This is a genomic window from Shewanella oncorhynchi (assembly GCF_030848765.1).
Taxonomy (GTDB): domain Bacteria; phylum Pseudomonadota; class Gammaproteobacteria; order Enterobacterales; family Shewanellaceae; genus Shewanella; species Shewanella oncorhynchi.
In genome coordinates this window covers 2,534,322-2,548,326 of the sequence record NZ_CP132914.1, presented here as the reverse complement: position 1 = coordinate 2,548,326, position 14,005 = coordinate 2,534,322, and the positions used below count along the sequence as shown (strand labels likewise).

The following is a 14,005-nucleotide window of genomic DNA, read 5'->3' as shown; positions in this document are numbered from 1 at the left end:
TCGTTAAAGGCTGTATTTATGAATAATTCAGGCTATCAAGCCAAACGTTTAATCCAATTGGCGCTGCCAGTACTGATAGCTCAGGTCACTCAGACCATGATGGGCTTTATTGATACCGTTATGGCGGGCCGTGTTAGCGCGGTTGATATGGCCGCTGTTGCGGTCGGCACTAGCCTTTGGTTACCCGCTATTCTGTTCGTCCAAGGTTTACTGATGGCTTTTACGCCTTTATTTGCCCACTACAATGGAGCGAATAATCAAAAAGCCATCCAACCTTTGGCCTTTCAAGGTGCCTATCTTGCCATCATTGGCGGCATTGGCGTGATGGTTTTCCTCGCATCTGCGCCCTTTGTGCTTAGCCATATGGATTTAGAACCCGAATTATACCGCTTAACCATAGGATATCTCGACGGTATTTTATGGGGCGCACCCGCATTTGTGCTTTATCAAGTGCTACGTGGCTGCAGTGAAGGTATATCCTATACCTTACCGACCATGGTCATTGGTTTTGTCGGTCTAGCCGTAAATATCCCCGCTAACTATATTTTTATTTATGGACACTTTGGCGTACCGGCCATGGGCGGCGCAGGCTGTGGTATCGCCACTGCTCTCGTATTCTGGGCCATGCTAGTTGCCATGACCATTTACATGCAGTTACATAAAAAATTCGCGGCTTTAGCTCCCTTCAGTAAATTTCATCGTCCAGACTTTGAAACTATGAAGAAAATGACCAAACTCGGCATGCCGATAGCAATGGCGCTGTTTTTTGAAGTGAGTTTATTTGCCATCATAGCGCTATTACTCGCGCCACTTGGCGCAACAGTGGTCGCAAGTCACCAGATTGCGCTCAACTTTTCTGCCATCGTATTTATGCTGCCGTTATCTATCGGTATCGCGGTATCGATTCGGATTGGTTATTACTTAGGACGTGATCGCGCTGATATTTCCGCGGTGGTCACTAAAGTGGGCTTATGGCTGGCACTATCCCTTGCTCTAACGACAGCGGTTTTGACCGTCTTATTTAGATTCCAAATTGCGAAACTTTATAATGGTGATCCTGAAGTGGTTGCCTTAGCCGGCAGCTTGATGTTGATGGCAGCCCTGTATCAATTATCTGATTCAGTTCAAGTGGTCGCAGCGGGTGCTCTTCGCGGTTATAAAGATACACGCAGCGCCTTTTATATCACGCTGTTTTCCTACTGGGGGATTGGTATGTCACTCGGTTATACCTTAGCTTATACGGACCATATCGTTCCCGCGATGGGCGCCCATGGATTCTGGGCAGGATTGATTGCGGGCTTGACCTCAGCAGCGCTGTTATTTTTCATTCGTCTGCGTTACATCCAAAAGCATGGCGTGCATTTGAGCCTTATTGAAGGTGACAGTGTTCACCATTGATTGCATTAATGGCGAGCGACAGTGCTCGCCTTTTGGTTTATCAGTTTGATTTCGATGCATTCTCTGAAGTAAAGCGAATAAGAAATTGCGGTTTTATCAGCGGCGTTGTTGAAACACTGGGCAAGTTGCACAGCAATTCACCATTTGACGACAAATTTGTTTTTTTTGCTTGCCAGCCCTGCGCTATGCCCCTAATATAGCGCTCGTTCCAAGGCGCAACGCTTTTGAATAGCTTGTTAAATTTTGCGATGCACCCGTAGCTCAGTTGGTTAGAGCACTACCTTGACATGGTAGGGGTCGGTGGTTCGAGTCCACTCGGGTGTACCACTCTCTTCAAAGAGTCTAAATTTGAAATTCAAACAGTGCACCCGTAGCTCAGTTGGTTAGAGCACTACCTTGACATGGTAGGGGTCGGTGGTTCGAGTCCACTCGGGTGTACCATTTCTTATTATGTATTTCATTAATCCCCCTCTGCTTATCAAGCTAAATACAATTAATCTGCCTTTTAAAGCAGGTGTTTATGGTTTTCACTGCCTTTATCTTTTGATTTAAAATTCATTCCCAAATATCTCAAAGTTCAAAATCCAAAGTAATATCCTGTGCTAAATCAAATATTCGCAGTGGTATTTCTGCGCCCTCTCCAATCCTTTTAAACGAGCGACCTAAAAATTTCTGACTAAGTACGGCATCGAACAGACACTCGAAGGTTAAGATCACAGAATAATGCATTCAAAGTCTGTTCGTTGAAAATAGCGTTCAAACAATCATCTGCAATTATCATCACCGCTCAATAGTGAGCGATCCTATCTGCATTTAGCGAGGAAATCCCAATGTCGAATGAAGGTTATCATGAACCCATTACTGAACTCACAGATAAAACCAAGGACATGCACCGTGCACTTACATCACTGATGGAAGAGCTTGAAGCAATAGACTGGTATAACCAAAGAGTTGATGCGTGCAAAAATAATGAGTTGAGAGAGATACTCATACATAATCGAGATGAAGAAAAAGAACATGCTGCAATGCTACAAGAATGGATAAGGAGACAAGATCCGAGCTTTGATAAACAGCTAAAACATTACCTTTTTACAGATACGCCTGTTGCTCACACAGCTATTGTTCACAAATAAGTATTCAATCTGGCTGTTTGAGTAAGCCATTTTCGTGAGCAAACGCCTTTAGTCACTAAGCTGCCGTTCTTATAATACAAACCTCTGTATGTGTTATTGCACCATTTAGCTCAGCTCATACAACCTTGCTGAATACTAGCGTGCAAACTGTAATGCTTCGGACTTAGTGACTTTCATTTTTAGCGTGAAGGACTTCACCTAATGCTACCTTAACGAAATATCTTGCGTGTAAACCATATCTCGCGTGTAAATCTTAGGCGTACAGGACCTTTCAATCTCAGTATGGCGAGCACTGCCGTGCAAGAAAAACGAGCGATGTCAGCCATTTTTAAACGACTAAAAACATCACTCACTATTTTTAGCTACCTACGGCAATTAGAAATGACGACTCAATATTGAGGTCATACATGACTTAGGCTTTATCACTCAAATTTTACCGAGTAGAAGGAGTATAACGAGGATCAATACTACCAAACCTAATCCACCGCTCGGGCCGTACCCCCAGCTCTTACTGTGTGGCCAAGTCGGAGCCACACCGATCAGCATCAGAATCAAAACCACTAATAATATTGTTCCTATACTCATGAGAGTCTCCTAGACATTATGGATATAACTCGAACTAGAAATCTTAATCAATATGACTAAGATCCTTTTAAATACCCACATTAAGCTGCCAAACTTTATGCTTAAGGTGCTTACTTAATTGTAAAAGCCGCTGACATCAACTGTGTTTGTCGGCATCCTTAGCCGCTTCTTTTACATTACCAATTGCTTTTTGAGTTTTACCTTTTATCTGTTTCTGAACCCCTTTCATCTGCTGTTTCGGGTTGCCAACGATCTCACCAATTTTTTGCTGCACTTTGCCTGCTGCGTCTTTTATTGAACCTTCTATCTGGTCTTTGTTCATGGTCAATTTCCTTTTGTTGTTGATATAACATCTAAATAATAATGAGCGCTAACAATCAGCTATGAGCTATTGTTCATTTTTAGTAAATAGCGTTTAGTAAACATCTAAATATTTTTAGTAAAAATCTTAGTTGGTAAATATCAGTAAAGCGACATAGAAATTAGGCTAAAATTAATTCCGCGGTGTTTTCATAAAATTGTGTGACTGGCTCCACATCAATCATACCGTGTCAACTTAGGTATTAATGCTACAATATGACATTGGTTTAAATAGGAAAATATTTTGTAGCAATCTTGAATTTTATCTTAAGTATAAATTGTGGCGATCATTTTATTTACTGAAATTTAGTATTAACCATGACTGAATTCCATTATTTAATTACCTAGTGATTTTCCAACTAAACGACATCCTAATGATGAGCCACAACATCAAGATAAATAACATAAAATATCTTATTAAGATAAAATTTACCCATTAAAGGCATATCAATCTAAACTCTGTATCCAATTTATAATTTATCTAAAAGTGTGTCTGTGCGATAGCGTACACATTATAAATATTTTAATACATAATTTAACTTAAAACATCATCTGATACCTAATATAGCTACATTTGCGTATGTCATAGATGCCATTAAAAATATGAATATGAGTATTCAGTGGCTAAACTAAGAAGGAACTAAGAGGTATAACTCTAAAAACGTTAAAATGGTCTAGAGGTGTTCATAGCATCTTGTAGAACTTAGAGAACCACAGTTGGTAGTCTAAGGTTTTTAGCACCAACTAGCCTCGACTGCTGATTTTTACAATAATGCTTCTATATTCGCAAGAAGAACACGATAACCTACGTTACCATAAAATATTTGTCTACCTTCGTCGATAATATAACTTGGACTGCCTTGTAGATTTTGTTGTGCTGACTTTTGGTAGTTGCTCATTAATGCGGCTATAGCAGAACCATCATGAACGCTTGAGGTGATTTTTTTCTGTTCCAGCCCATAGAAATCAACCAGATCATAAAGTATTTCAAGCTTACCAATATCCAATGCGTCGATAAAAAATGCACTCCGAAATTTCAATGCCATATTGATACTGGTGTTTTTGTCATAGATAAGTTCAATGGCTTTAAGCACTAAATGAGCATTGGCCGACGTTGTCGGTCTGACTTCTGTCCATATTTTTGAGTTCGTGGGAACGTCATCACGGATAGATGCAGATTTATGTACATGCTCTGCAAAACCATTATATTGACCTTTCTGTTTCCATTGCGTCTCAATTTTTGTTTGAACATCACCAAATACATCGAGATAATGATATTTAAAATGAATTTTATTTTCTAACTTTTGATTTAACTCCTCAATACGTTGTTGTGCAACCCAAGCCCACACACAAAGAATATCAGAATAGTAATCAATGTTCAGGGGTTGATTCATGTTAATCCTTAATAATGTGGCAGTTTAAGTCATACACTCTAGTTTCAAGGCTAATCAATAATTATTGTGATGGCAGATCTACTTGTTACCCACATGAAGTCAAGATTTCAATATCTGAACTACAGAATAAATACCGAAGCTACACCGAGCAATAGGTAAAAGGATGTGATTTTTAGCAGACATACTAGAAGTCATCGATTTGTTTCATATTACGTGCCAGTAATCGCTTTTCAGCTTCTTCAAGGGACAGTATATTGCTAAGAAATTCTGTTACGGAAGGTGCAGAACTGCAGTTTTGTAGATATTCAAACAGCCCTACAATATTTTTATGATACTCAAGTGTGGCCATCGCTATTTCATCCGTATCCATCCTCTTAAACGGATGTTCACCTATGGTGTTAAAAGGAATAGCGGTTTTTTCATAATAATGCCGACAATAAGTGTTAAGTGCATTGCTATTGCCATTATCTTCGAACTGTCTGATAACCAGAGCCATTTTTTGCTCGTGGGCTGAAATATACTCCAACAGTAATCCGCTTCTTTCGCTATCATTTGTAAGTGCGCAATGTGCCGCAAATGCATGCAGCTGTTGGTGTATATTTCTAGTCCATTGCATAACATCATAAAGCGTTTCTATTTGCATATTATTCTCCTCAAAACGGGAGTCCTTGGTCTTTACTGTGAAAAATGAATCACTTTTCTATGCATTGATGAAAATAAACTTACTAAACAAGCCTATATTTACTATGACATTATGTCTCATTAAAAGTGCAGTTTTGAAATGATTATTGACTAAATAGTCAAACACTTATGTCTATTATTAATGATATGAATTGTTAACAACTTGTCATCAACATAAAATACTTTATAAGTCCAACAACGGCTTAATTTATGTAACATCTGGTCTTTAGCTTAAAAAGCTGGCGATAAGCCATAACCTTGTAATGAGGCTAATGACATGAGTATACCTATATTTTTCTATTGACTCTGTTCGTTGCCGCACTGATTGTTGACAATACAATGCGCACAAGAAAGAAGGAAAACTACCAATATAATATGTGCCATTCCATAACTAGATTGAAGGGCATCATCTTCCCGCTTTCAGTTAATAACAGTATTAGATTTTGGAACGAACCATAGGTGAGCTAGCCCAATATTTACCGATGTCAGTACTGAGTCGTTAATACGCACTAAACGAGCCATCAAAATATTGGGAATAACAATAATAGAAGATATAAAAGGAGTCGCCGATAACTCGGCTACTCCTTTTATTTAGCGGAAAATTTAAAAGCGGTAATTAAAACTCAGGGTCACATTACGTGGGGTTCCGTAGTGATACACACTGTATGCAAGAGGCATATAGGATGCTGCAGACATATAGGCATAGTATTTTTCATCCAGCAGGTTTTCGAGATTTAGTTGTAGGTCCATATTTTCCGCCAGATTATAACGAGCCATTAGGTTAACTAGTGAATAAGCATCTTGCTCAATTACAACGCTATCATTTTGTGCGTAACTATCACTCTGCCAGTTAACGCCACCGCCAACAGTTAATTCAGGTAAATGATCGACAAACTGATAGGTAGTAAAGAGTTTAAACTGTTTGCGAGGGCTCGTGGTTTCAAGTTCTTTGCCTTCTGCATCTTCTGCGGTGAATTGAGAGTAACCTGCCGAAATATTCCAGCCATCAATAAACTCACCTACAACTTCTAACTCAAAGCCAGTACTTTTAGTACCTTGTATTGCATAATAAGCACTTGTCTGACCATTTGCTTTTTGCTCATCCGTCGGCTCAAAGTCTGTATCTTGCTTAGCAAAATTATCCTGTTCAATCTTAAACAGTGCCACAGTGGTGTGTAGACGGTCGTCCAGATAAGCGCTCTTTAAACCGATTTCATAGGCTTTACCTTCGAGTGGATCCAGATAGTTACCGCTAGCATCTTGTTTATTCTGCGGATTAAATATTTCGGTATAACTGGCGTAAACACGATGCTCTTCGTTTATGTCATACAAGGCGCCAACATAAGGAACGAACACGCCATCATCACCAAAGTTGGTATCAGTACCATAACTGATCCCTTCGCGGTTCCAACTAGAAATACGGCCACCGGCAATCACTTTTAAATCATCGGTAAGTGTTAGCCGAGTTGCTGCGTAGAAACCTTTCTGCTCGGTATCCATATTCAACTGGCGATTGGCGTTTGTTGACCATTCAGGCTCTTCAAAGGCGTTGCTTTGCCAATCATAAAAGTTTTCAACTGCCTTTGAGTCCCAGCCCGTCATATTCTCACGGATGGGTTCATAAGTATCAGCATAGGATTTCTGTTTGCTGTATAAGGCACCAGTCACAAATTGATGCTCACGGTTAAAGAGTTGGTAATCGCCTTTCAACTGAAAATCGAAATTATCAGAGTTACTTTCACCATGGCTGTGATAACGCTGACCGCTCAAACCTGCACCGGTTTCTTTATTCAGCAAGCCAGACATATAGATCATTTTGGTGGTGGTTTCATATTCCATGCGATTATAGTTCGCCACCAACTGCCAACCATTGCTGAAATAATGGTTCAAGTTAGCAAAATAGTTGATGTTAGTCGTTTCCCAACGGCTCCAATCTGCCGCTGTTGTAGTAGAAACATCCCAATCAGTAGCCGAACCATCGCTGAATACTGCTGGTAACGCACCCCACATCGCTCCTTTGGGGTTGTTGTTATTGTAACTACCGCCAACGCGCAGCATAGTGTTGTCAGTAATGTCTGAATCAATTACGCCGTAAAGAATGGTCTTACGGTCTTGATAAAGATCCTGATAAGAATCGCTATTGACATATTTCGCGACCATGCGACCGCGCACACTGCCACTGTCGTTGAGGCCATTAGAAACATCTGCGGTAACTTGTTTTTTATCCCAGCTACCCGTAGCAACATCAACATAGCCCTTAAGTTCGTCACTGTCGGCATGTTTGCGCACTAGGTTGATTGAAGCAGAAGGATCCCCTGCCCCCGTTAGTAAGCCTGTTGCACCACGCACCACCTCTACACGCTCATACAGAGAGATATCAGACACAGTCTCACCTGCATCGCCCCCCAAACTCCAAGATAAAGGTACGCCATCAATCTGGTAATTCTGAACCGCAAAACCACGGGCCATAAAGCCATTTCGAACGTTATCTGTTTTAGATGAAGACAAACCTACTGTGTTATTAACCACATCAACAACGGTATTGAGTGCCTGATCCTGGATCCGTTCAGCGGTCAAGATGCTCACTGACTGTGGCGTTTCCTGCAGTGACAGCCCTAAACCTGTGGCGGTATCAATGGTTCGACTCACAGTGTACTTGCCCATCACTGTTATTTTTTCAATATTTTGATCATTTGCATCTGCTGCAGAAGACGGCTCTGCAGCCAAAACTGACAAAGGGTTTAATGCCAAAGTAATGGCAGACGCGAGAGGTAGTAGATAAAAGCGCATAGTAATTTAGGGAGTTTATTTAGGATGGATATACGGTAACACTATTGCGAATCACTTTCATTTGTATTTTGGTGATGTATATAACAAATTCATCATTTATTAATGAGGAATAAACGTCCCCGCTGTGTTTATGCCTTCAAAAGTGAGCGTTTACGGCGAAAAAGGTTATTCTTTACCCGTATTCGGTTAATCATTCTTAATCTACGCCACTAAAAGCGACCCTGAAATTATTACTCCATAGGATCGCCATTAGTGTTTAGCTTTTACCTCATTCAGTGTGTCTGTACTATTAGCTCGGCAGGCAGAGGCCACTTTGCCACTTGCCACTCACCTTGCCAATTCTCAATCGATATCCACAGACTATCGGCGGAGGTTAGCGTCTTAGTTGCGATGGCGTGTACGTGTTGGCCATGCTTATTACCGTGTAAAATACCATTCTCGCTGCGCTGTAAATCTGCTATTGGCAAAGCCTGCGTTCCAATATTGGCATAGCCTTGGCGTATATTGCCTACCTCACCTTTTTCAAAAACCAACATAAAATCTTTCACATAGTCATCATGATGCACATAGGGTGCTTTTAGATCTAAGGGTAAAGGAGCTATTTTAAATTCACCTAACTCTTGAGCCTGCCAGGCCGGTGGAAATGTAGGTGTTAGCGACTGATACAAAAACAATAGAGGGAGCAATAGAATAAACCCACTCAGTTTATATTTATTTTTTTGCCAAAAAGTTGAATGAATGAAAGCCATTAACGTACCTCCTCTAACCTATCTGCCACAGCACTGGGGGATTCCATTTTTTTAATTGCACGCACATTACGCAGTCCCCACATCATAAATCCCGTGATTGACATACCCGATAGGATCACCCCAAAAATAAACCAAATGATTTTTGTCCAGATACCACCTAAGGTACCGTAATGCAAAGGATCTGCGATATGCATTAGTGTTTGTATCCCTGTCATCGTCTCGGGTGATGTCGCTCTTGCAATCTCCCCCGTCCAAGGGTTAATACTAAGGTTGTAAGAATACTGATCGTAAAAAATGTGCTCGCCACTACCGCTCAGATGATACATGTCACGATTATGCTCGGGTTTCATCACATAGCTTGGTTGAAAGTCTGGAAAGTGCGTTTGCGCTAATGTTAAGGCTTGTGCAAATGTCACGCTTGGATCTGCGGGATTCACATCACCCTTTTGGATAAAGGGCAATTGCTCAGCAGCAACCAATGGCGCATGTGGCTCAATATCAATATCAGCATGCCAAAAAATGGCTTGGACTAAATACCATAATCCGGTAACGGCCATAATCGCGATAAACCAAATAGACCACACACCAGACAATTTATGCAAATCGGCCAATAGTGTCTTTTTACCTTGACTCACACGCAATTTCGGAGCAAAAAAACTTCGCCAAAAACGTTTATAAACAATGAGTCCCGTCACTAAAGACGCGAGCATAAACAGCGCCATCGAACAGACAAGGTAATAGCCCAAGCTGTAACCGCTTTGCCAAGGAAATAATAACCAAGCATGCAAAGATCTGATAAAACCGGCAAATGTCATGCCTTCATTAATCTGTTGGATCTCACCTGTGTATTGATTGACATAGGCCATGGCATAGGGTTTATCCGCGTCACTGAACATGATCACATTGACCATATAAGGTTCTAATGTCATAGCGCCAGAGACTGCCGCACTTGGGTAGGCTTCCTCAACAATCGTTATTAATTCACTAACCGGTTTTACGGGTAAATCATTAGGGTTCAACGCCCTCGATGCAGGATTCGTTAACCAAGTGATCTCATGACTCAGTACCGCAATCGTCCCCGTCAAGCAGATAAAACAAAATAACAACCAAATTGGGAGCGACACCCAACCATGCAACATAAACCAGAATCGGTTACTGATCTTCGCCATTTGTGACTTTCCTAACACTTATCGTATTTCGCGAGTGTAAAGGTAATGCAAATTGTTATCAATACGATGTACTGGGAATTGTTTTCAATTAGAATGCCGGTCACAAAATACTATGATGGGGAATCATGATGGATAAAACCTTGTTAGCAGCGCTCATTTCGAGCCTATTGTTAGCGCCGAGTTCCTACGCCAAATAGCTTCTTACTACTCTAGTATTGATTTCTACAATCAAGGTTTCTTCGGCGAACCGCGAAATGTCGAACTTAGCCTGAGTTATAATTTTTAGTCTAATTGTTAATCGCCAATACCGCGCATCACTTTTATGCGCGGTATACCTAAAGCTAAACTATCCTGCGTTAAAACAGCATCCGGTAAACTTCAATGGATTAACCCTTTGGGCTCAGTGGGATAATCCATTACAATGAAGTCCATTTTGAGTTCGTAAAACAGATGTTCCGCCTATGCCTAAGTCTCACACCCACATGCATCAACATTTGCAGATGCCACATGCTAAATTAGATCTGCAAGCTCTAGTGGGCACTCTTGCCTTTGAGCAAGTGACCATTATTGGTAATGCTTCCGGCGATTGGCAGCCTGCGACCACAGGTACGACATTTATTTTTAACGGTACTCAATGGGCTGAAAACAGCAATGTAAATAATCAGATAGTAAATATCGCCAACGGTGGTTTTGCTGAATCAAAATATGCCTTTGTGGTACAAGGTCATCCACAAAGTGGTCTGCTTACGCAAGCCTTGACACAAGTTGCGATTGAATTAACGCCTCAGCTTGGCTGCTGGCCTTCATCTGGCTTAACCACAATAGTATTGATGCAGCAATTGTCTCAGCATGTGCAAGTGCAGCGGATGTCGCTGTTTCCGAGTTTATCAAGACCCAATGATTTACCGCCTGACGATCACTTACCTTGCATGGTGCATAATTGGTTAGGCGAACGGCGGATTGCCCAGGCTTTGGTACCATCGCTCGACTGGCCTGAATTTAGCTTAGCGTCCGTATTTTTACCTCGCCTATCCGCAATAAACCAAATGCAACCATGCCAAGTCGCACCTAGGATAAACGCAGGTAATCCCTTTGATTTACTTGAGCGTTTACAAGAGTCGAGCTTATTAATCGCAGATGCGCTAAATCCAGCCACGCGGCAGATGCAACTTGAATGGCTAATCACACTGGCGCATACACCCATCAACATTTGGCAGCAATTTGCTCATCCTAGCCAGCTCATCAATACTGAAGCTTTATTTTTCAACCACATGCCAGAATCAAAATCCAGCAATTGGTATTTAATGGATACTCAGGCATCTCAATATCTTGATGCGATTCGCCATAGTTTGGCCTATTGTTGGCAAACGTTGTCGACTAAGCACGCGAGCTTGTGATTGGCAATCAGTCTTCAAACGGCTCGTGACCCTCCCCCCTGTCCACTGCCATTCGCATTCAAAACACATTCAAAATACCTAAGGCGAATGTCGTTTTACCTTTTACCTTGCCCTCTACCGACGCTAAACCAACCTCTGTTTAAATGCATGACTCAAAACGTCAACACGCCCTAGTTAAGGGATTTTTACCCAATGCGATCCCCAACGGTTCAAAGTAATTGATCAGCGCCTGAAAAATCACTTGTCTGTGGGTCTCATCGGGATAAGCCCCCTCCTTTGCCATTGTTGAGAAACGGGTTCCCGACACTAAATACGGATTCGAAATATCAGTATAGGATTCAATACAGGCTTCAAATGCTCGCGCCATCATCTCCGTTGGCCGAGAGAAGTACTGCATCCCATGTTTTTTATCTAATGCAATCGCTCGGCGAACATAATCATGGGGCTCATCACCCTGTCCACTCAACAATGTCACTTTGAAGATCTCAGATAATCGAACATTTAATGGATGCTCTATAATGGGCAGATCGGATAGCCAAAGATCGCTCGCACACTGAAACCGCTTATTAGTAGGTTTGAATGATTTAGCGGCAATATAATGGTCAAACGCATGCCAAAACTCATGGGCTAAAGCACCTGCACCTGCATTTTTAGCTAATGCCAACTCTCGGGTCGCGGGTGCATAATGGGCCTGAACGCCCTTTTGGCCGCCATGACCAAAGGCCAGGCTGACGGTTTCTCGCAGTCCTAAAGTCAAAGGTGGCAATTTTAAGATAAAGGCCAGATCGGCGAGCGAATCAAACACTAAATCTGCAGCAATGCGCGATTCATCTCGCGTCACCCAGCGGCCCACACGCACATGGCTAAAACCAAAGGTTTGTTTAATATCAAGAAAAGTGACTTGCTCACCAAATCGATAATCGGGTCCATGGCGGTTATATTGCTGATTGATTAACACGGCTTCCCTTGAACCCTTTGCAGTGAGAGACACATTAAGCTGGCTATTTTAGGTGAAAATGCACAGGAACAAAACGCTGCATTAAGTGCAATATCAAGTTAAGAATAGGAGCCAAGCAGCGCTTACCCTTGGTTTGGTATCGCGATGCTTAGATTTCGTCAACCACAGGGTTCGTTAAGTTTTAGCCGTTAATATCACATCATCCCAAACCACGACACGATTTCGCCCCGTAGTTTTAGCGTGATACAAGGCTTTATCGGCCTCGGCCACCAGCTTTTCAGCATCTGAACGGCACTGACTCCCTATTTCAATCGGTGAAGGCACAGACTGAAGCGCTAAAATACCGCTGTTTTCTTCGATGGCATGATGAGTAATTACAGGTGTTAACGCACTCACTCCTGCCGAAAATTGATAGTGAAAATCGGCGACTATCGCTGAAATATCTTCATTCGCAAGCGCTGACATCATACGCGTCACAATTTTCTGCGCGACATCGATCGATGTTTCTGGCAGTAATAGCGCAAATTCCTCACCGCCGAAGCGACCAAAGATATCGTATGGGCGCGTGCGAGCACTGATAAATTGGGTAAAATGCTGCAGTATCTTGTCACCCACTTGATGCCCATAGCGATCATTAACGAGTTTAAAATAATCGATATCCATCATGACAAGGCACAAAGGTAACTGTAGACGACTCAAGCGTTTGATTTCATGCTCTAACTGCTGGAAAAAATGCCGTCGATTGGCAATACCGGTTAATTCATCGGTGAGTGCGAGTCGATTCAACTCAGTCTGCGCATTCCTTAGGGCAAATTCGACCTGTTTTAACTGGGTAATATCGGTGCAAACAATGACCATATCGCCATTGTGATAGACCTGCTCAGAAAGTTGCAACCAGCTACCGTCGACCAGATCCACTTCAAAACGTCGAAAAGCTGATTTACGTTGATTCGCATGAATAAGTTCAAGCCATTCCTCTATGGTTTCATGATCAATTTTAGGCCCTTGCTTATGGGTAAAGGCAAAGTGCATCATGTCGTCAAAATGCCGGCCAGCCATGTCTTGATCAACAAAACCAAACATTTTCGCAAAGGTATGGTTATAAAAGATAAAATGATTGTGCTTGTCCAAAACAGCGAGGCCATTCTCGCTTAGCCGTAAGGCTTCAGTTAAAAAGGGGTAAACAGACTCAAGAGATTCTTTTTCCATCGATTATTCCTAGCAATGACGCTTTTAGAGAAGATCTCCGACATGTTTAGATTAGCAGCGTTCTACACTAATCACAGCGTCTTTGTCTTTACCCCCATATTACCGCAACGGGATTGGCTCTACCGCGATGTAAATCCCACACATTCGGCAAATAAGCTTTAAAAACCAGATCCAATGCTTTG

12 protein-coding genes and 2 tRNA genes are annotated in these 14,005 nt (G+C 41.8%); 5 read left to right on the top strand and 9 right to left on the bottom strand.

The genetic code is table 11. The features are described 5' to 3' along the window. Positions 1 to 18 precede the first annotated feature (18 nt). From RA178_RS11485 to RA178_RS11470, 4 genes are all read left to right on the top strand, one after another. Entirely contained in the window at positions 19 to 1,398 is a 1,380-nt protein-coding gene (locus RA178_RS11485; RefSeq protein WP_263166161.1) for an MATE family efflux transporter, read from the top strand. 250 nt (positions 1,399 to 1,648) lie between these two features. Continuing rightward, positions 1,649 to 1,725, top strand: a tRNA-Val gene (locus tag RA178_RS11480). 37 nt (positions 1,726 to 1,762) lie between these two features. Continuing rightward, a tRNA-Val gene (locus RA178_RS11475) sits at positions 1,763 to 1,839 on the top strand. A 389-nt stretch (positions 1,840 to 2,228) separates the two neighbouring features. Then, on the top strand, positions 2,229 to 2,531 hold the full coding sequence (locus tag RA178_RS11470; RefSeq protein ID WP_219234161.1) for an encapsulin-associated ferritin-like protein: 303 nt from the start codon (positions 2,229 to 2,231) through the stop codon (positions 2,529 to 2,531). Between the two features lie 426 nt (positions 2,532 to 2,957). On the opposite strand, the gene RA178_RS11465 is transcribed toward RA178_RS11470, so the two are convergent. From RA178_RS11465 to RA178_RS11435, 7 genes are all read right to left on the bottom strand, one after another. Further along, on the bottom strand, positions 2,958 to 3,116 hold the full coding sequence (locus RA178_RS11465; RefSeq protein WP_105252508.1) for a DUF3309 family protein: 159 nt from the start codon (positions 3,114 to 3,116) through the stop codon (positions 2,958 to 2,960). Positions 3,117 to 3,252: 136 nt separating this feature from the next. Further along, a complete protein-coding gene (locus RA178_RS11460) occupies positions 3,253 to 3,438 on the bottom strand; it encodes a CsbD family protein (protein ID WP_131524760.1) in 186 nt (61 codons plus the stop codon). Positions 3,439 to 4,240: 802 nt separating this feature from the next. After that, complete coding sequence (locus RA178_RS11455; RefSeq protein ID WP_306681973.1) at positions 4,241 to 4,870, bottom strand: DsbA family oxidoreductase; 630 nt, start codon at positions 4,868 to 4,870, stop codon at positions 4,241 to 4,243. Between the two features lie 184 nt (positions 4,871 to 5,054). Then, the gene (locus tag RA178_RS11450) at positions 5,055 to 5,513 is read right to left on the bottom strand and encodes a hypothetical protein (RefSeq protein ID WP_113940432.1); all 459 of its coding nucleotides are present in this window, start codon (positions 5,511 to 5,513) and stop codon (positions 5,055 to 5,057) included. Between the two features lie 641 nt (positions 5,514 to 6,154). Further along, positions 6,155 to 8,341: a TonB-dependent siderophore receptor gene (locus tag RA178_RS11445; protein WP_306681972.1), complete on the bottom strand. Its 2,187-nt coding sequence runs from the start codon at positions 8,339 to 8,341 to the stop codon at positions 6,155 to 6,157. Between the two features lie 272 nt (positions 8,342 to 8,613). Further along, positions 8,614 to 9,090: a PA2404 family protein gene (locus tag RA178_RS11440; RefSeq protein WP_105252512.1), complete on the bottom strand. Its 477-nt coding sequence runs from the start codon at positions 9,088 to 9,090 to the stop codon at positions 8,614 to 8,616. Beyond that, positions 9,090 to 10,259: a PepSY-associated TM helix domain-containing protein gene (locus RA178_RS11435; protein ID WP_306681971.1), complete on the bottom strand. Its 1,170-nt coding sequence runs from the start codon at positions 10,257 to 10,259 to the stop codon at positions 9,090 to 9,092. The genes RA178_RS11440 and RA178_RS11435 overlap by 1 nt, the downstream gene beginning before the upstream one ends. 461 nt (positions 10,260 to 10,720) lie before the next feature. On the opposite strand from RA178_RS11435, the gene RA178_RS11430 reads away from it, so the two are divergent. After that, positions 10,721 to 11,656: a hypothetical protein gene (locus tag RA178_RS11430; protein WP_263172126.1), complete on the top strand. Its 936-nt coding sequence runs from the start codon at positions 10,721 to 10,723 to the stop codon at positions 11,654 to 11,656. 160 nt (positions 11,657 to 11,816) lie between these two features. Here the strand turns inward: RA178_RS11430 and RA178_RS11425 are convergent, their stop codons facing one another. Together RA178_RS11425 and RA178_RS11420 are read right to left on the bottom strand one after the other, a co-directional pair. Continuing rightward, positions 11,817 to 12,614 carry a CLCA_X family protein gene (locus RA178_RS11425; RefSeq protein ID WP_263172125.1) on the bottom strand — a complete coding sequence of 266 codons (798 nt, stop codon included), beginning with the start codon at positions 12,612 to 12,614 and terminating at the stop codon, positions 11,817 to 11,819. A 174-nt stretch (positions 12,615 to 12,788) separates the two neighbouring features. Then, positions 12,789 to 13,823 carry a GGDEF domain-containing protein gene (locus RA178_RS11420; RefSeq protein ID WP_263172123.1) on the bottom strand — a complete coding sequence of 345 codons (1,035 nt, stop codon included), beginning with the start codon at positions 13,821 to 13,823 and terminating at the stop codon, positions 12,789 to 12,791. Positions 13,824 to 14,005: the final 182 nt, after the last annotated feature.

What these genes read in the sequence shown, in the direction of transcription:
- RA178_RS11485 (WP_263166161.1), top strand. Translation starts at nt 19, where the DNA reads ATGAATAATTCAGGCTATCAAGCCAAACGTTTAATCCAATTGGCGCTG.
- RA178_RS11470 (WP_219234161.1), top strand. Translation starts at nt 2,229, where the DNA reads ATGTCGAATGAAGGTTATCATGAACCCATTACTGAACTCACAGATAAA.
- RA178_RS11465 (WP_105252508.1), bottom strand. Translation starts at nt 3,116, where the DNA reads ATGAGTATAGGAACAATATTATTAGTGGTTTTGATTCTGATGCTGATC.
- RA178_RS11460 (WP_131524760.1), bottom strand. Translation starts at nt 3,438, where the DNA reads ATGAACAAAGACCAGATAGAAGGTTCAATAAAAGACGCAGCAGGCAAA.
- RA178_RS11455 (WP_306681973.1), bottom strand. Translation starts at nt 4,870, where the DNA reads ATGAATCAACCCCTGAACATTGATTACTATTCTGATATTCTTTGTGTG.
- RA178_RS11450 (WP_113940432.1), bottom strand. Translation starts at nt 5,513, where the DNA reads ATGCAAATAGAAACGCTTTATGATGTTATGCAATGGACTAGAAATATA.
- RA178_RS11445 (WP_306681972.1), bottom strand. Translation starts at nt 8,341, where the DNA reads ATGCGCTTTTATCTACTACCTCTCGCGTCTGCCATTACTTTGGCATTA.
- RA178_RS11440 (WP_105252512.1), bottom strand. Translation starts at nt 9,090, where the DNA reads ATGGCTTTCATTCATTCAACTTTTTGGCAAAAAAATAAATATAAACTG.
- RA178_RS11435 (WP_306681971.1), bottom strand. Translation starts at nt 10,259, where the DNA reads ATGGCGAAGATCAGTAACCGATTCTGGTTTATGTTGCATGGTTGGGTG.
- RA178_RS11430 (WP_263172126.1), top strand. Translation starts at nt 10,721, where the DNA reads ATGCCTAAGTCTCACACCCACATGCATCAACATTTGCAGATGCCACAT.
- RA178_RS11420 (WP_263172123.1), bottom strand. Translation starts at nt 13,823, where the DNA reads ATGGAAAAAGAATCTCTTGAGTCTGTTTACCCCTTTTTAACTGAAGCC.